The following is a 16,372-nucleotide window of genomic DNA, read 5'->3' as shown; positions in this document are numbered from 1 at the left end:
GCACCGTGAGTCAGGCCGTCGAGCTCAAGCAGATCAGTCGGCACTACGGCTCCGTGCGGGCCGTGGATTCCGTCTCCCTGTCCATCCAGGACGGGGAGTTCTTCTCGTTGCTGGGTCCCTCCGGCTCGGGGAAGACGACGTGCCTGCGCCTGATCGCCGGCTTCGAGCAGCCCACCACCGGCAGCCTCCTGCTCCATGGGAAGGAGGCCGCCGGGGTTCCCCCCTACGCGCGTGACGTCAACACCGTGTTCCAGGACTACGCGCTCTTCCCGCATATGACCGTGCGGGACAACGTGGCCTACGGGCTCATGGTGAAGGGGGTGGACAAGCAGCGCCGCTACGCCGAGGCCGATGCCGCGCTGGAGATGGTGGCGCTCAAGGGCTTCGGCCAGCGCCGTCCGGCCGAGCTGTCCGGAGGCCAGCGCCAGCGCGTGGCCCTGGCGCGCGCCCTGGTGAACAAGCCCCGCGTGCTGCTGCTGGATGAGCCGCTGGGCGCGCTGGACCTGCGGTTGCGCGAGCAGATGCAGACGGAGCTCAAGTCGCTCCAGCGGCGGCTGGGCATCACCTTCATCTACGTCACCCACGACCAGGGCGAGGCCCTGTCCATGTCGGACCGGGTGGCCGTCTTCAACCAGGGGAAGATCGAACAGGTGGACACGCCCAAGGGGCTGTACACCAAGCCCCGTACCGTGTTCGTCGCTCGCTTCGTGGGCTCCTCGAACGTGCTGGAGGGCGAGCTGGCGCGCCAGCTCACCGGGGCGGAGCGGCCCTTCTCCGTGCGCCCGGAGCACATCCGCTTCGTGCGCGAGGTGGACTCGGAGCGGCTGGGCGTGGACGGCAAGCTGGTGGACGTGCAGTACCACGGGGCCTCCAGCCGCTACACGGTGGAGGTGCGTGGCGGGCCGCTGCTCGCGGTGAACGTGCCCAACACCGAGGAGACGGTGGGCCAGCCCGCGGTGGGAGACACGGTGCGGGTCGCCTGGTCACGGCAGGCCATGGTGGAGCTGGAGCCGGGGGCGTGAGCATGGCGAGCGCGAGCGCCGGAGTGGGGCGACAGCTCTCCAATCTGCTCTACCGCCGGAGCACGCTGCGCCTGTTCCTGCTGCTCACCCCGCCATTGCTGTGGTTCGGGGTGGTGTACCTGGGCTCGCTGCTGGCGCTGCTGGCCCAGAGCTTCTACACCTTCGACGACTTCACCATGGCGGTGACGCCGGAGTTCACCTGGGTGAACTACCAGGCGCTCGTCGAGGACACCAACCTCGACATCGTCCTGCGCACGGTGGGCATGGCCGCCTCGGTGACGGTGGCCTCGGCGGTGCTGGCCTTTCCGATCGCCTACTACGTAGCGCGCTACACACAGGGGCTCGCCAAGGGGCTGCTCTACGTCGCCATCATGCTGCCCATGTGGGCCAGCTACATCGTCAAGGCCTATGCCTGGACGGTCATCCTCACCAAGGGCGGCATCATCTACTGGTTCATCGGCAAGCTGGGGCTGACGGGCGCGCTGGAGTGGCTGCTGGAGCAGCCCATCGTGGGAGGCACCTCGCTGTCCACCTCCAACCTGGGCCGCTTCCTGGTGTTCACCTATGTGTGGCTGCCGTTCATGATCCTGCCCATCCAGGCGGCCATCGAGCGGGTGCCTCCGGCGCTGCTCCAGGCCTCGGCGGACCTGGGGGCGAAGCCGGCGCAGACCTTCCGCACCGTCATCCTCCCGTTGTCCTTCCCGGGCGTGGTGGCGGGCTCCATCTTCACCTTCTCGCTCACGCTGGGCGACTACATCATCCCGCAGCTGGTGGGCCCGCCGGGCCTCTTCATCGGCTCCATGGTGTACACGCTGCAGGGCTCGGTGGGGAACCTACCCCTGGCGGCCTCCTTCACCGTGGTGCCCATCCTCCTGGTGGGCGCGTACCTGGCCATGGCCAGGCGACTGGGGGCCTTCGATGCGCTCTGAGTCCGTGGGGGCCGAAGGGCCCCGCGCTCCCCTGTGGCTGAAGCTGCTGGCCTGGGGTGGGCTGGTGTTCATGCACTTCCCCATCCTGGTGGTGTGCCTCTACGCCTTCAACACCGAGGAGAGCGCCTTCAGCTTCCCGCTCCAGGGCTTCACCCTGCGCTGGTTCGAGGTGGCCTTCGAGCGCGAGGACGTGCTGGCGGCCATCGGCCTGTCGCTGAAGGTGGCGGTGGCGGCCACGGCGATGTCCCTGGTGCTGGGCACGATGGCGGCGCTGGTGCTCGCCCGGCGCCAGTTCTTCGGCCGCGAGGCGCTCACGCTGATGTTCGCGCTGCCGATTGCGCTTCCGGGCATCATCACCGGCATCGCCCTGCTGTCGGCGTTCCGGCTGTCCGAGGTGGAGATGGGCTTCTGGACCATCGCCGCTGGGCACGGCACCTTCTGTCTGGTGGTGGTCTACAACAACGTGGTGGCCCGCCTGCGCCGCATGCCCACCTCGCTGGTGGAGGCCTCCATGGACCTGGGGGCCGACGGGCTGCAGACGTTCCGCTATGTGCTGCTGCCGCAGATGGCCACGGCGCTGCTGGCTGGCGGCATCCTCGCCTTCGCGCTGAGCTTCGATGAGATCATCGTCACCACCTTCACCGCGGGCCACGAGCGCACGCTGCCCATCTGGATGCTCAACCAGCTCGGGCGCCCGAGGGACGTGCCGGTGACGAACGTGGTGGCGATGCTGGTGATGATCATCACCGCGATTCCCCTCTTGCTGGCCTGGCGCCTCACCCGAGGCACCGAGCAGGTGGCCGGCAGCAGCAAGTGACACAAGGAGACGACCCATGGATGGCAAGCAGTTCATCGACGGGCAGTTCGTGGCGGGTGAGGGCGCGGTAGAGGAGATCCTTGCTCCGGCCACCGGCGAGGTGCTGGCGCGTGTCCCCGAGGCCTCGCCCGCGCAGATCCAGGCGGCGGTGAAGGCGGCGGAGAAGGCCTTCCCGGGCTGGTCGCGCACGCCGCCGAAGGATCGGGCCACGCTGCTGCTCAAGCTGGCGGACGCCATCGAGGCCAAGGCGGCGGACTTCGCCCGGCTGGAGTCTCGCAACTGCGGCAAGCCGTACGCGGCGGCGCTCAATGACGAGATCCCCGCCATCGCGGACGTGTTCCGCTTCTTCGCGGGCGCGGCGCGGTGCATGACGGGCATGGCCACCGGTGAGTACGCGGCGGGCTACACCAGCATGATCCGCAGGGATCCGCTGGGCGTGGTGGCCTCGATTGCTCCGTGGAACTACCCGCTGATGATGGCGGCGTGGAAGCTGGGCCCGGCGGTGGCGGCGGGCAACACGGTGGTGCTCAAGCCCTCCGAGCAGACGCCGCTCACGGCGCTGAAGCTGGGCGAGCTGATCGCCGGCCTCTTCCCGCCGGGCGTCATCAACATCGTGACGGGGCGGGGCGAGAGCGTGGGCGCCAAGCTCGTCACCCAGCCGCAGGTCCGCATGGTGTCGGTGACGGGGGATGTCTCCACCGGGCAGAAGATCCTCCAGGCGGCCTCCGAGGGTCTGAAGCGCACGCACCTGGAGCTGGGCGGCAAGGCGCCGGTCATCGTGTTCGACGACGCGGACCTGCAGTCGGTGGTGTCCGGCATCCGCACGTTCGGCTTCTACAACGCGGGCCAGGACTGCACGGCGGCGTGCCGCGTGTACGCGGGGGCCAAGGTGTATGACCGGCTGGTCTCGGACCTGACGAGCGCGGCGGCGTCCATCAACGTGGGCGGGCCGGACGGGCAGGGCGTGGAGATGGGGCCGCTCATCTCCGAGCGGCAGCGCCAGCGGGTGGCGGGCTTCGTGGAGCGGGCCTCGCAGCAGAAGCACATCGAGATCACCACGGGAGGCAAGCCAGGCAGCGGTGGGGGCTTCTTCTACGCGCCCACGGTGGTGGCGGGCGCGAGGCAGGACGATGAGATCGTCCGCCGCGAGGTGTTCGGTCCGGTGGTGTCGGTGACGCGCTTCGAGGATCCGGAGGAGGCGATCTCCTGGGCGAACGACTCGGAGTACGGCCTGGCCAGCTCGGTATGGTCGAAGGACATCGGCAAGGCGATGCGGGTGGCGGCGGAGCTGCAGTACGGCTGCACGTGGATCAACTCGCACTTCATGCTGGTGAGCGAGATGCCGCACGGAGGCATGAAGCGCTCGGGCTACGGCAAGGACCTGTCGATGTACGCACTGGAGGACTACACGACGGTGCGCCACGTGATGGTGAAGTACTGAGCCCGTGCCGCCGATAAGGAGCGCTCCATGAAAGACAACGCCAGCCTGCTGCGCCGCAAGGATGCCGCCACTCCCCGAGGCGTCGGGGTGATGGCGCCCTTCTTCGTCTCTCGCGCGGAGAACGCGGAGCTGTGGGACGTCGAGGGCCGCCGCTTCATCGACTTCGCGGGTGGCATCGCGGTGCTCAACACGGGGCACCGCCACCCGAAGGTCGTCGCGGCGGTGAAGGCGCAGCTGGATGCCTTCACCCACAGCGCCTACCAGGTGGTGCCCTACGAGGGCTACGTGGCGCTGGCCGAGCGCCTCAATCGGCTCACCCCGGGCGCGTTCCCGAAGAAGACGACGTTCTTCTCCACGGGCGCGGAGGCCATCGAGAACGCGGTGAAGATCGCCCGCGCGGCCACGGGGCGCAGCGGCGTCATCGCCTTCAGCGGCGCCTTCCACGGGCGCACGATGATGGGCATGGCGCTCACGGGAAAGGTGGTGCCGTACAAGACGGGCTTCGGGCCGTTCCCGCCCGAGGTCTACCACGTGCCTTTCCCCACGGCGCTGCACGGGGTGAGCGTGGAGGACACGCTCAAGGCGCTGCAGCTCCTCTTCAAGGCGGACATCGAGCCGAAGCGGGTGGCCGCCATCCTCATCGAGCCGGTGCAGGGGGAGGGTGGCTTCTACGTGGCTCCGCCCGAGCTGATGCGGGCGCTGCGGCGCCTGTGTGACGAGCACGGAATCCTGCTCATCGCCGACGAGATCCAGACGGGCTTCGCGCGCACGGGGAAGTGGTTCGCCATGGACCACCACGAAGTGGCGCCGGACCTCATGACGACGGCGAAGTCGCTGGCGGGAGGCTTCCCGCTGTCGGCCGTCACGGGCCGGGCGGAGGTGATGGACGCGCCGGCCCCGGGCGGGCTCGGGGGCACCTACGCGGGCAACCCGATGTCCATCGCGGCGGCTCACGCGGTGTTGGACGTGATCGAAGAAGAGGGCCTGGTGCAGCGGGCCAATCAGCTCGGTGAGCGGATGCGCGGCCGACTGGAAGCGCTCAAGACCCGAGTGCCCCAAATGGCAGAGGTGCGCGGGCTGGGCGCGATGCTGGCGGTGGAGTTCTGCGCGCCCGGTGGCCACACCCCGGACCCGGACTTCACCCGCGCGGTGCAGGCTCGGGCTCTCGAGCGCGGGCTGATGCTGCTCACCTGCGGCGTCTACGCCAACGTCCTCCGCTTCCTCTTCCCGCTCACCATCCCCGAGCCTGTCTTCGCCGAAGGGCTGTCGCTCCTGGAGAGCGCGCTGACCGGGTAGGAAACGCCATCCCCTGGGGCGTCAACTTTCGGACGATTATCTGGTCTTGCTGGAATTTCTCAATTTCGGCAAAAATCAGAATGTCGCCTCGTAGCGCCTCTACCCCCCAGGAGGATGGACCATGGCCCGTACCCCGCTCTTCGAGCTGTTCCGGCAGACCACCCGCGTTGCTCTGGCCTCGGAGCGGGAGGGCATCCCCAGCCGCGAGGCGGCCGAGGCGATGCGCGTGTCCCGGCGCTCGCTGCTCAAGGGGGCCACGGTGTTGGGGGCGGGGCTGGCCTCGGGGATGGGCTCCGAGGCCTGGGCCGCGCAGTCCAACAAGCGGACGGGACCGCTGAACGTGGGCATCATCGGCGCGGGCCTGGCGGGTCTGGCGTGCGCGTATGACCTGAAGCGCGCGGGCATCACCGCGACGCTCCACGAGACAAACGATCGCCCGGGCGGGCGCATCTTCTCGATGGGTGGGGCGTTCCCGGGGCCGGTGAGCTTCCCCGGTCAGGTGGTGGAGCGCGGCGGAGAGTTCATCGACACCGGGCACAAGACGATGCTCGGCTACGCGCAGGAGTTCAGCCTCCCCAAGGAGGACGTCACCAGGCCCGCCGGCGAGGTGTTCTACTACTTCGGCGGCGTGCGCTACCCGGAGTCGGTCATCGTCGACGAGTACCGCGCCTTCGTGGCGGCGATGCGCCCGGACTTGCAGCAGCTTTCGGGGGAGCCATCGGCGGACCTCCACACGGCGGCGGACCGGGCCCTCGATCAGATGGATCTGCGTACGTACCTGGAGACGCGGGGCGCGGGGCCAGTGCTGAAGGCGGCCATCAGCGCCGCCTATGAGGCGGAGTACGGGCTGGCGATCCACGAGCAGAGCAGCCTCAACTTCCTCTTCTTCATCCGCGCCAACCGGCGCTCGCGCTTCGAGCCGTTCGGAGTGAGCGACGAGCGCTACCACCTGGTGGGAGGCAACCAGCAGATTCCCCGGGAGCTCGCCGCGCGGCTGCCGGGACAGGTGCGCTACGGCGAGCGGCTCGAGGCGGTGCGCAGGACGGCGGCGGGCTCCATCGAGCTGTCCTTGAAGCGCGGCGCCACCTCGCTCACCGCCACGTACGACGCGGTGGTGCTCGCCGTTCCCTTCACCGTGCTGCGCAACGTGTCGCTGGACGTGTCGCTGGCGCTGCCGGCCTGGAAGACGCTGGCCATCCAGCAGCTGGGCTACGGCAACAACGCGAAGATGATGGTGGGCTTCCGAGGGCCCTTCTGGGCGGAGCAGGGCAGCAACGGCGCCTCCTACTCGAACCTGCCCAACCACCAGGCGACGTGGGAGACGAACCCTACGAAGGCCACGTCCCAGAGCGCGGTGCTCACTGACTACTCCAGCGCGGCCCGCGCGGCGGCGTTGGATCCGCGCAACGTGGCGCGAGAGGCCGAGCGCTTCGTGGCGGACCTCAACAAGGTGTACCCGGGCGCCTCCACGAAGGTGATGCGCGACTCCAGCGGGAAGATCCTCGCGCACCTGGAGCACTGGCCGTCCAACCCCAACACGCTGGGCAGCTACACCTGTTACCGGCCGGGGCAGTTCACCTCCATCTGCGGCAACGAGGGCAAGGCGGTGGGCAACCTCTTCTTCGCCGGCGAGCACACCAACTCCTTCTACTGGTGGCAGGGCTTCATGGAAGGAGCCGCCCTGTCCGGCAAGGACGCCGCGGCGGCGATTCTCGCCAAGGTGAAGTCCGGCGAGCTGTAAGGTTCTTTACGGGATTCCCCGTATAGATGCTTAACCAGTAAATCCTGTATGGACGCACGGCAATTTTCCGAAAGGACCGTGCGTGAAGACCTTGCAAGCCGGAGTCATCTCTACCTGTCTGTCGCTGACGATGTTCGGCGCCGGGAGCGCGGAGGCCAGCGCTCCCGAGGCCAAGCTGCTGCGTGCCCAGGAGCCCATCGCGGGGCGCTACATCGTGGTGCTCGCGGAGCCCGGGCCCGGCGTGGCGGCGGTGAACGTGTCCTCGGCGGCCAGCGGGCTGACGCAGCGCCACGGCGGTCGGGTGGCGCAGACGTACCAGCGCGCGCTGCGGGGCTTCGTGGTGGACGGGCTCACCGAGGAGCAGGCCCAGCGCCTGGCCGAGGATCCCTCGGTGAAGTACGTGGAGCAGGACGGTATCGCTCGCATCAACCTCACCACGCAGACGCCGACGCCCTCGTGGGGTCTGGATCGCGTGGATCAGCGCAACCTGCCGCTGGACTCGAAGTACAACTACCACGCCACCGCGAGCAACGTTCACGCCTACATCATCGACACGGGCATCCGGACGACGCACACGGACTTTGGCGGTCGTGCCACCGGTGACTTCACCTCCATTACCGACGGGCTGGGCGCCGAGGACTGTAACGGCCACGGTACCCACGTGGCCGGCACGGTCGGCGGCGGGACGTACGGCGTAGCCAAGTCGGTGCGGCTGCACGCGGTCCGCGTGCTGGGCTGCAGCGGCTCCGGCTCGTGGTCCGGCGTCATCGCCGGCGTGGACTGGGTGACGGCCAACCACGTCAAGCCGGCGGTGGCCAACATGAGCCTGGGCGGCGGGGCGACGCAGGCGGTGGACGATGCGGTGCGCAACTCCATCGCCGCGGGCGTCACCTACGCCATCGCCGCGGGCAACGGCTACGCGTCGGACGCGTGCCTCAGCTCGCCCGCGCGCGTCGCCGAGGCGCTCACGGTCGGCTCCACGGACAGCAGCGACACGCGCTCGAACTTCTCGAACATCGGCTCGTGCATGGACATCTACGCGCCGGGCCGCGACATCGTCTCCGCGTGGAGCACGGCGGATGACGCCACCAACACCATCAGCGGCACCTCCATGGCCTCGCCGCACGTGGCGGGCGTGGCGGCGCTGTATCTGTCGGTCCACACCACCGCCACTCCGGCGGAGGTGGGCGCCGCCATCATCAACAACTCCACGTCGGGCGTGGTGGGGGACGCGGGGCTCAACTCGCCCAACAAGCTGCTCTACAGCGGCTTCGTGGGCTCGCAGCTGACCAACGGCTTCTTCGCCACGGACAGCGCCCCGACGGGCAACGTGAAGTACTTCGCGGTGAACGTGCCGGCGGGGATGAACACCCTGGACTTCCACCTCGAGGGAGGCACCGGGGACGCGGACATGTATGTGAAGTTCGGAGGGCTGCCGACGACGACGGTCTTCGACTGCCGCCCGTACCTGGGGGGCAATAACGAGCGGTGTACCTTCAACAGCCCTGCCTCGGGCACTTGGTACATCATGCTCCGCGGCTGGAGCGCCTACGCGGACACCAACCTGCGGGCCGTCGCCAGCCAGGCGCTCACCGCGGGCGTGGCGAAGACGGGCCTGTCGGCGTCCTGGACCAACTGGAAGTACTTCACGCTGAACGTGCCGGCGGGGCAGCAGAACCTGACGTTCTCCACCACGGGCGGCTCGGGGGATGTGGACATGCAGGTGCATTACGGCGCGGCGCCGGGCGACACCGCTACCTGCTCCTCGGCGCTCAACGGGAATGAGGAGCGATGCACCATCACCGCTCCGGCGGCGGGCACCTGGTACGTGCTGCTGGTGCCGAAGCTCCGCTTCACGTTCCCGGGCGGCATCAAGTTCTCCTACTCCAACGTGAGCCTGACGGGCACCTACGCCCCGTAGTCCCCAAGTGAGGTGAGGGGCCTCGCACCCTCACCTCGTTCCCCGCGAGTCGCATCCATGCCACGATTCGCGGGGCACGAGGGGAGCGACAGTCGGCTCCCCACCGAGGTGGAGCATGGCACGCATCGCGGTGCTGGGAGCCGGCGGAGTGGGCAGCGCGACGGCGCGGTTCCTGGCGCGAGAGGGGCACGACGTCACGGTGGTGGAGCAGTTCTCGCCCGACCATGACCGGGGCAGCTCGTACGGCACCTCGCGCATCATCCGGAAGACGTACACGGATGGCTTCTACACGGCGTTGATGGGCGAGGCGTATCCGCTCTGGGATGAGCTGGAGCGGGAGGCCGGTGAGTCGCTGTTCGCACGGACCGGCGGGCTGTTCTTCGGTCCAGCGGAGCACCCGGAGTTGGTGGCCATCCGGCGCGCGCTGAGCGACAACGGCGTGCCGTTCGAGGAACTGAACCCGGCCGCCTGTGCGCGGCGGTTCCCCCGGCTCCGGCTGCTGGCGGGAGAGTCGGGGGTGTTCGAGCGGGAGGCGGGCTTCCTCCGAGCCTCCGCGTGCGTGCGCGCCAACCTCCGGCTGGCGACGGCGCACGGAGCCCGGCTGCGCACGGGTGTCTCGGTCGAGGGCCTCGAGCCCCACGCGGGAGGCATCCGGCTCGCGCTGGCGGGAGGCGAGTCCCTCGAGGTCGACCGGGTGGTCATCGCGGCGGGGCCGTGGACCGCGCGCCTGTTGTCGCGCTTCGTCTCGCTGCCGTTCACGGTGACGCGGCAGGTGTACTGCCACTTCGAGCCCCAGGAGCAGGTACCCGTCGCCGGGTATGGCGCGGAGCGCTTCCCGGTGTGGATCGACTTCGCCACGGACTTCTACGGCTTCCCGCACGATGGGCAGGCGCCGGGGGTGAAGCTGGCGTGGCACCACTTCGGCACGCCGACGGATCCAGACCGCGTGGATCGGGAGATCCACGAGTCGGACCGCGAGCCCCTGCGCAGCTACTGCGCCGAGCACCTGCCGGAGCTGTCCTCCCGGGTGAGCCTGGAGAAGGTCTGCCTCTACACGGTGACGCCGGACAAGGACTTCGTGGTGGACCACCTGCCCGGCGAGCCGCGGGTGACGCTCGTTGGCGGCCTGAGCGGGCACGGCTTCAAGTTCACCGTGCTGCTGGGCCGCATCGCCGCCTGGATGGCGACGGAGCGGAAGGTGCCATGGGAGCTCTCGCGCTTCTCCCTGGCCCGCTTCACCCGGTGAGCCTCAGGGCTTGCGCGGTGGAGGCAGGCCCCGGCCCGTGGTGAGGTACACGGCGAAGCTGCCCAGCCAGTGGCCTCCTTCATAGTGCGCGCCGGTGACGGCCTTCAGCCCTGCCTCCCGGTGGCGCTGCGCCGCGGCCCGCAGCGCGCCCAGCCGCTTGTCGGCGGGCGGCAGGCCCGAGGCGATGCCCTCCAGCATCCACGCGCGACTGAGGTTCAGCCCGTCCAGGTGCGCCAGCTTGGGGTCGCTCGGATCCGACACCACCGCCGGCTCCAGCCAGGCGCCGGAGCCATTCGCGGGCAGCTCCGGCATGAAGTCGCGCAGCCAGGTGGCGAAGCGCGCCGGCGGCAGCACGCGCCGCATCAGGTCCGCCTCGGCGATGCACGGCGAGAGGAAGTCCTGTCCGCCCGGCTCATACGCCAGCGGGCAGCGGCGATCCTTGCCGTAATACGCCTCCACCCGCTGCGTGAGCAGTTGCTCCATCTCGCGCTCGCCGCTCAGCCGCGCCCAGTCGAGGATGAGGCCGAAGGCGAAGGCCGTCTGATCATGCTCCCCCACGCGGATGGGGCGGGTGAGCTTGGGCAGCCACTGCTGGATTCGCCCGGCCGACGCCGCCTCGAGCGGCTTGAGCGCGGCGGCCCACTCGCGGGCCTGGGGATCGTCCCACTCGCGCAGCTCCGCCGCGAGCTGGAGCAGCCACGCCAGCCCGTACGGACGCTCGAAGGACACCCGGCCCGGGCCGTTGATGTAGCGCACCTCGACCTCGATGTTCGCGGGCGTGAGGCTCCGGGCCAGCGCCGCGCGGGCGCGAGGGGTGAAGGGGGCCTCCGGGAAGGTGCGCGCCAGCCGCGCCAGCAGCCAGTGCCCATGCACGGCCGAGTGCCAGTCGTAGCAGCCATAGAAGGCCGGAGTGAGCTCGCGCGGAGGCCGCGCGTCCGCGTCGCTGCTCAGCACGTGGGCGATCTTGTTCGGGTACTCCTTGTGGACACAGCCGAGCGCCAGCTCCGCGAAGCGCGTGGCGGCCTCGGCGGTGAAGTCCGACGGCGGGGGAGGACTGGCGGTGGTGACCATGGCCGAGAAGCTCAGCACGAGCAGGAGTGTCATGCTCGAAGGGAAACAGGGTAGGTTTGGAATTTCCAGCAAAACAGGAGCGGCTCCGAAAGGCGTGGCTCCGGGCTGTGGAGGCCCCGGTATGGAAGTCAAAGGTGTCGCTTTCCTGGCGCGGCAGCAGATGATGGTGCAGTCGCACGGGGAGGCGACATGGCGGAGCTTCCTGGAGGAGTTCGCGCGCCGGGAGCCCCGCTTCGCTCAGCCGGTGATGCCGGTGACGCGCCTGCCGGTGGACGCCTTCCTGCGCCTCAACGATGCGCTGGTGCAGCGCTTCTACAACGGGGACGTGAAGGCCTGGTGGCAGTTCGGGGTGAAGTCAGCCGAGTACGCGCTGGGCCAGGGCCAGCTCAAGACGATGTTCAGCCCGAATGACTTCCGCCGCTTCCTGCTCTTCACCCCCGGCATCTGGAAGGGCTACTTCACCGAGGGCGAGCTGCAGGTGAAGCCGGAGAGCAGCTACACGGAGCTGCGCATCATCAGCGTGCCCCGGCCCCACCTCTACTTCGAGCTGTCGGTGATGGGCTTCGCCCACGGAGGGCTGACGTACCTGGGGGCGAGGAACCTCCAGTACGAGGTGCTCAAGGGCTTCTCCAAGGGCAACAACGAGGTTCACTACCGCTTCCACATCACCTGAGGCGCCCGCGCTCAGGCGGGCGGGAGCTGGATGCGGAAGGTGGTGCCCCGGCCCGGCGCGCTGTCCACGGAGATCTGCCCGCCGAACCCGGTGACGATGCCACGGCAGATGGACAGGCCCAGGCCCGAGCCCACCCCCATCGGCTTGGTGGTGAAGAAGGGCTCGAAGATGCGGCTGAGGTGCTCCGGGTCGATGCCGCTGCCGTTGTCCTGCACCTCGATGAGGACGCCCCGCTCCTGAGGGTGCGTGGCGACGCGAATCCACGGCTCGGGGTGGGCCTCGGGCATCGCCTGAGCGGCGTTGATGATCAGGTGGAGGAAGACCTGGCCCAACCCCTGCTCACTGGCGTGGACGAGCGGCACGGCCTGGAGCTCCTTCACCAACCGGACGCGGGCGCCCAGCGCCTCTCCCGCCTCGGAGAGGGACTGCTCCATCACCTTGCGCACGTCCACGGGGGCGGTGGGCTGGGGCTCCACGCGGGCGAGGACCTTCACGTCCTGGACGATGCGCTTGAGGCGCTCGGTGCCCATGAGCGCGTCCCGGCACGCCTCGAGCAGCTCCTCGGGCTCCTCCAGCGGCTGGCCCGCGACCTTCTTCTCCAGCGCCAGGCGCAGGTGGTTCAGGTTGGTGCTGACGAAGCCCAGCGGGCTGCTGGCCTCGTTGGCCATGCCCGCCGCCAGCCGCCCCAGCGCCTCCAGCCGCTGCTGGTGGGCGCGGCCCTGGCGCGCCAGCTCCCACTTCTCCGCGAGCGCGTGCGCCATCTGGCGCACCTCGATGTTGTCGAAGGGCTTGCGGAGGATGAGCAGCCGCTGGCTGATTCCCAGCCGCTGCGCCACCTCCTCCCACGAGTAGTCCGCGTAGGCGGAGCAGAGCACCACCTGGAGGTCCTCATCCTCCTTCCACAGCTGCTCGGTGGTCTCCACCCCGTCGATGCCGGGAGGCATGCGGATGTCCACGAAGGCCACGGCGTAGGGCTGTCCCTCTCGGCGCGCGGTGCGCACGCGCTGGATGCCCTCCTCGCCCTGGGAGGCGGTGTCCACCTGGAACAGGTACGGCCCGGTACGAGCCTGGGGTGCTCCGAAGAGGGCCGACTCCAGCGCGTCCAGCGTGGTGCTGCCCTCGGCGGGGGCGAGGATCTTCTGGAAGTCCTCGTGGATGGCCGGGTTGTCGTCGATGACCAGGAGGCGGCGGGGCGTGGGATCGGGGGAACTCATGTACGAACAGGCTCGCCGGTGAGGGGGAGTTCGATGGCGAAGGTGGCTCCCTGATCGCGACCGGCGCTCGCGCAGGTGAGGCTGCCCTTCATCTCGGCCGCCGCCAGGGCACTGGCGTGCAGCCCGAAGCCATGTCCGCTCTTCTTGGTGGTGAAGCCCTGGGTGAAGAGCCGGGCGAGGTTCTCCGAGGAGATGCCGACCCCGTTGTCGGCCACCTCGATGCGCAGCCGCTCCTGGGGCACGGGGAGGACGCGCAGGGTGAGCTGCTTGTCGGTGCGCTCGCTCTCCAGCAGCGCGTGCCGCGCGTTGCTCAGCAGGTTGACGAGGATCTGCAGCAGGCGGTGTCGATCCACCAGGACCGCGGGCACCTCCGCGTAGTCGCGGCGGACGTGGATGCCCAGCCGATCGAAGGAGGTGGCGTGCAGCCGCAGCGCGTCATCGATGAGCTCGGGCAGCGTCACGTGCTCCATCAGGCCGGAGAACTTCGCGTGCTCCTGCTGCATTCCCACCACGGACTTGATGTGCTCGACGTTCTTGGTGAGCGACTGGACCTCGGTGAGCATCACCTGTTGTTCTTGCACCAGCTGCCGGGAGGCGGACAAGAAATACTCTGGCAGCAGGCGGCCTTTCTCGTCCTGGGTGAGGAAGGTGCCCAGCTCCTGCGTGTGCGCTTGAAGCATCTCCGCGGCCCGCGCCAGGCCCGTGACGCGCGAGCCGCGCAGGCGCTCCGCGATGAGGGTCGCCGAGACGTTGACGCTGTTGAGCGTGTTGCCCACGTTGTGGAGCACGCCGGTGGCGATCTCCGCCATGCCCGCCTTGCGCGAGGCCTCCATCAGGCTGCGATGCAGCTCGCCCAGGCGGGTCTCGGCATCGAGGCGTGCGCTGATGTCGCGCCCGAAGATCGTCACCCCCGCGGGCCGGCCATCCTCTCCGGGGATGGGCGTGAGGGAGAAGTCCAGCGCCAGGGTGTACTCCGCCAGCGAGTAGGTCACCTCGGCGCGCACGGACTCGCCACGCAGGACTCGGGTGAGGCTGAGCGGCCAGTCGGGGTGCTGCTGGAGGAAGAGGGGGGTGTCGATGGGCTCGCCCAGCAGGGGCTCCTGCCCGAAGAGCCGCGAGAACCACTTCTTCATCGCCGCGTTGGCGGTGAGCAGGCGGCCCTGTGAGTCCAGGGAGCAGACGACGTCGTCCGTACACTCCACGAGGCTGGACAGCTTGCGCTCGCTCTCGCCCAGCCCGCGCAGGGTCCGCTCGAGCGCCGCCTGCGCATCATCCCGGGCCCGACTGTGGACATAGACCAGCCCCCACACCCCCAGGATGCAGAGGGCGGCGAAGAGGTTGCCCGCCAACTCCAAGGTCCCGCTGAACAGCGGGCTCGAGACATCGAACCCGGCGAGGTAGAGGGGGTGGATGAGGGTCGCGTACAGGGCCATCAGCGCGGCGAAGAAGAAGCTGCCCCGGGCCCCCATGAGGAAGAAGGCCAGCAGGGGAATGAGGGTGCTGGCAATGTGCGCCCCCGTGTTCGGCCCCCCCAGGCGGAGGCCCGCGGAGACATAGGAGCCCGCCATGATGGAGCACAACAGCAGGCCCGGAGGCCAGGGCGCGGTGCTGGTGCGCACGAACAGCAGCGTACACACGTAGCCCACGATGCAGCTGGTGGCGAGCACCGTCTGGAAGGGGTCCGCGAGCTTCAGCGCGCCGAGCAGGTAGAAGGTGCTCAGCCCCGTGAGCAGGCTCGCGGTGGCGAGGATGACGCGGTAGCGGCTGACATCGTCCGGAGGCGCACGGCGCTGGTCCTCCCGCAGGAAGAAATCCAGTCGTTGGAGGAACCAGGCGTATGGGCCTCGGCGCATGGGTACTCCGCTCGGAGGTGCATCCCGGGTCCGAGCGCCCGGTGGGGCTGATTCTGGGGGAACCCGGATAACCCCCCGTCCGGGATGCTTGTTGGTCTACCTTGTTGACGGGGGCACGTGCAGCCCCCCTCCACACACTGTGTGGTCTCCAACACCCATCCTGGCAGAGGGGACGAGGGGTGGGGACCAGATTCGGGCTTTCCAGCAGGCGCGGAGGTGAGAAGGGGTAAGGTGTCTCCTTACCGAGGCTTACGCCGCGCTCTGGAGGGAGGCGGGGCGGAGGCGATCCTGCTCGTAGCGGCGCAGCACCCACTGGCCGGCGGGCCGGTCTCGCAAGGCCTTGCGCATCTCGACCATGGCCTTGGGAGTCTCCGCGTCCGGGCGGGGCGGGTAGGGGGAGTTGTCCGGAGCCACCAGCGGGGAGTAGAGCGCGGCGGCGGTGATGTCGGCGATGGTCAGAGAGGAGCCGACGAGGTAGCGCGAGGGGTCTCCGCCAATCTCACGCTCCAGACGGTCCAACCCTTCGAGCAGCTTGAGCCGCGACTCCTCCACCTTGGGAGGGTGGATGCGGTACTGGCGCCGGAGGACGACCTTGATGAGCGGAACCATCATGCGGCCCAGCCAGCGCTGGGGGGCGGGGTAGGGCCCGAACATCATGTCCCCGAGCGGGGCACCGCCGCCGATGATGTGGCCATAGGCCCAGCGGCGCACGTGGACGCCCGCGACGTGGTCGAAGTAGTCCTCCAACTCGAGGACGCGGTCGCGCTCCGGGCCCGGGGGAGGTAGCAGGGCGGGGGAAGGGTAGGTGCGCTCCAGGTAGAGGGCGATCTCGGTGGAGTCGCCCAGCGCGGTGCCATTGTCCACGAGTACGGGCACGCTGCCCTGGCTGCCTTGGGCCAGGCGCTTCGTCACGCGGCGGTGCGCGCCGGGCATGAGGTTGGTGAGGGTGTAGGCCAGACCCTTGGCGTCCAGGAGCCAGCGTGCCTTCTCGCAGTAGTGGGAGATGGGGAACTGGTAGAGGGTCCGTTCAGGGCTGGGCATGAGGTCCGCATCCTACGAAGCGAGCCCTGGAATGCTGAAGCCCTGAGTACCGGTCGAGTGCCTGCTCGTGGGGCGGCCCTGCTCCGGGCGCCGGCCGCGTGTGTGCG

The 16,372-nt window shown here is 69.2% G+C and carries 13 protein-coding genes; 9 read left to right on the top strand and 4 right to left on the bottom strand.

What is annotated here, in order from left to right; all coding sequences use genetic code 11:
• Positions 1-5 precede the first annotated feature (5 nt).
• The 8 genes from SYV04_RS01355 to solA all read left to right on the top strand — a co-directional run bounded on the left by SYV04_RS01355 (position 6) and on the right by solA (position 10,413).
• A complete protein-coding gene (locus SYV04_RS01355; RefSeq protein ID WP_321543725.1) occupies positions 6-1,022 on the top strand; it encodes an ABC transporter ATP-binding protein in 1,017 nt (338 codons plus the stop codon).
• A gap of 2 nt (positions 1,023-1,024) precedes the next feature.
• Positions 1,025-1,951, top strand: a complete 927-nt coding sequence (locus SYV04_RS01350; protein ID WP_321544461.1) for an ABC transporter permease — start codon at positions 1,025-1,027, stop codon at positions 1,949-1,951.
• A complete protein-coding gene (locus tag SYV04_RS01345; protein ID WP_321543724.1) occupies positions 1,941-2,768 on the top strand; it encodes an ABC transporter permease in 828 nt (275 codons plus the stop codon). The genes SYV04_RS01350 and SYV04_RS01345 overlap by 11 nt, the downstream gene beginning before the upstream one ends.
• Before the next feature lie 16 nt (positions 2,769-2,784).
• On the top strand, positions 2,785-4,209 hold the full coding sequence (locus SYV04_RS01340; protein WP_321543723.1) for a gamma-aminobutyraldehyde dehydrogenase: 1,425 nt from the start codon (positions 2,785-2,787) through the stop codon (positions 4,207-4,209).
• Positions 4,210-4,236: 27 nt separating this feature from the next.
• Positions 4,237-5,505: a 4-aminobutyrate--2-oxoglutarate transaminase gene (gabT, locus tag SYV04_RS01335; protein WP_321543722.1), complete on the top strand. Its 1,269-nt coding sequence runs from the start codon at positions 4,237-4,239 to the stop codon at positions 5,503-5,505.
• 121 nt (positions 5,506-5,626) lie between these two features.
• Complete coding sequence (locus tag SYV04_RS01330; RefSeq protein ID WP_321543721.1) at positions 5,627-7,246, top strand: flavin monoamine oxidase family protein; 1,620 nt, start codon at positions 5,627-5,629, stop codon at positions 7,244-7,246.
• A gap of 82 nt (positions 7,247-7,328) precedes the next feature.
• Complete coding sequence (locus SYV04_RS01325; protein WP_321543720.1) at positions 7,329-9,167, top strand: S8 family peptidase; 1,839 nt, start codon at positions 7,329-7,331, stop codon at positions 9,165-9,167.
• Between the two features lie 115 nt (positions 9,168-9,282).
• Positions 9,283-10,413: an N-methyl-L-tryptophan oxidase gene (solA, locus tag SYV04_RS01320; protein ID WP_321543719.1), complete on the top strand. Its 1,131-nt coding sequence runs from the start codon at positions 9,283-9,285 to the stop codon at positions 10,411-10,413.
• Between the two features lie 3 nt (positions 10,414-10,416).
• On the opposite strand, the gene SYV04_RS01315 is transcribed toward solA, so the two are convergent.
• On the bottom strand, positions 10,417-11,517 hold the full coding sequence (locus tag SYV04_RS01315) for a DUF2891 domain-containing protein (RefSeq protein ID WP_321543718.1): 1,101 nt from the start codon (positions 11,515-11,517) through the stop codon (positions 10,417-10,419).
• A gap of 88 nt (positions 11,518-11,605) precedes the next feature.
• On the opposite strand from SYV04_RS01315, the gene SYV04_RS01310 reads away from it, so the two are divergent.
• Positions 11,606-12,157 carry a hypothetical protein gene (locus tag SYV04_RS01310; RefSeq protein WP_321543717.1) on the top strand — a complete coding sequence of 184 codons (552 nt, stop codon included), beginning with the start codon at positions 11,606-11,608 and terminating at the stop codon, positions 12,155-12,157.
• A gap of 11 nt (positions 12,158-12,168) precedes the next feature.
• Here SYV04_RS01310 and SYV04_RS01305 read toward each other — a convergent pair whose 3' ends face one another.
• The 3 genes from SYV04_RS01305 to SYV04_RS01295 all read right to left on the bottom strand — a co-directional run bounded on the left by SYV04_RS01305 (position 12,169) and on the right by SYV04_RS01295 (position 16,265).
• The gene (locus SYV04_RS01305; protein WP_321543716.1) at positions 12,169-13,371 is read right to left on the bottom strand and encodes a hybrid sensor histidine kinase/response regulator; all 1,203 of its coding nucleotides are present in this window, start codon (positions 13,369-13,371) and stop codon (positions 12,169-12,171) included.
• Complete coding sequence (locus SYV04_RS01300) at positions 13,368-15,224, bottom strand: ATP-binding protein (RefSeq protein WP_321543715.1); 1,857 nt, start codon at positions 15,222-15,224, stop codon at positions 13,368-13,370. The genes SYV04_RS01305 and SYV04_RS01300 overlap by 4 nt, the downstream gene beginning before the upstream one ends.
• A 249-nt stretch (positions 15,225-15,473) precedes the next feature.
• Positions 15,474-16,265, bottom strand: coding sequence for a glutathione S-transferase family protein (locus SYV04_RS01295; RefSeq protein WP_321543714.1), 792 nt, complete (start codon positions 16,263-16,265; stop codon positions 15,474-15,476).
• Positions 16,266-16,372: the final 107 nt, after the last annotated feature.

This window comes from Hyalangium ruber (genome assembly GCF_034259325.1).
Taxonomy (GTDB): Bacteria; Myxococcota; Myxococcia; order Myxococcales; family Myxococcaceae; genus Hyalangium_A; species Hyalangium_A rubrum.
This window is presented reverse-complemented; position numbering and strand designations above follow the sequence as displayed.

Excerpts from the sequence above, each read along its gene's own strand:
- SYV04_RS01345 (WP_321543724.1), top strand. The coding sequence starts at position 1,941 with ATGCGCTCTGAGTCCGTGGGGGCCGAAGGGCCCCGCGCTCCCCTGTGG.
- SYV04_RS01305 (WP_321543716.1), bottom strand. The coding sequence starts at position 13,371 with ATGAGTTCCCCCGATCCCACGCCCCGCCGCCTCCTGGTCATCGACGAC.
- gabT (WP_321543722.1), top strand. The coding sequence starts at position 4,237 with ATGAAAGACAACGCCAGCCTGCTGCGCCGCAAGGATGCCGCCACTCCC.
- SYV04_RS01295 (WP_321543714.1), bottom strand. The coding sequence starts at position 16,265 with ATGCCCAGCCCTGAACGGACCCTCTACCAGTTCCCCATCTCCCACTAC.
- SYV04_RS01310 (WP_321543717.1), top strand. The coding sequence starts at position 11,606 with ATGGAAGTCAAAGGTGTCGCTTTCCTGGCGCGGCAGCAGATGATGGTG.
- SYV04_RS01330 (WP_321543721.1), top strand. The coding sequence starts at position 5,627 with ATGGCCCGTACCCCGCTCTTCGAGCTGTTCCGGCAGACCACCCGCGTT.
- SYV04_RS01340 (WP_321543723.1), top strand. The coding sequence starts at position 2,785 with ATGGATGGCAAGCAGTTCATCGACGGGCAGTTCGTGGCGGGTGAGGGC.
- SYV04_RS01300 (WP_321543715.1), bottom strand. The coding sequence starts at position 15,224 with ATGCGCCGAGGCCCATACGCCTGGTTCCTCCAACGACTGGATTTCTTC.
- SYV04_RS01315 (WP_321543718.1), bottom strand. The coding sequence starts at position 11,517 with ATGACACTCCTGCTCGTGCTGAGCTTCTCGGCCATGGTCACCACCGCC.
- solA (WP_321543719.1), top strand. The coding sequence starts at position 9,283 with ATGGCACGCATCGCGGTGCTGGGAGCCGGCGGAGTGGGCAGCGCGACG.
- SYV04_RS01350 (WP_321544461.1), top strand. The coding sequence starts at position 1,025 with ATGGCGAGCGCGAGCGCCGGAGTGGGGCGACAGCTCTCCAATCTGCTC.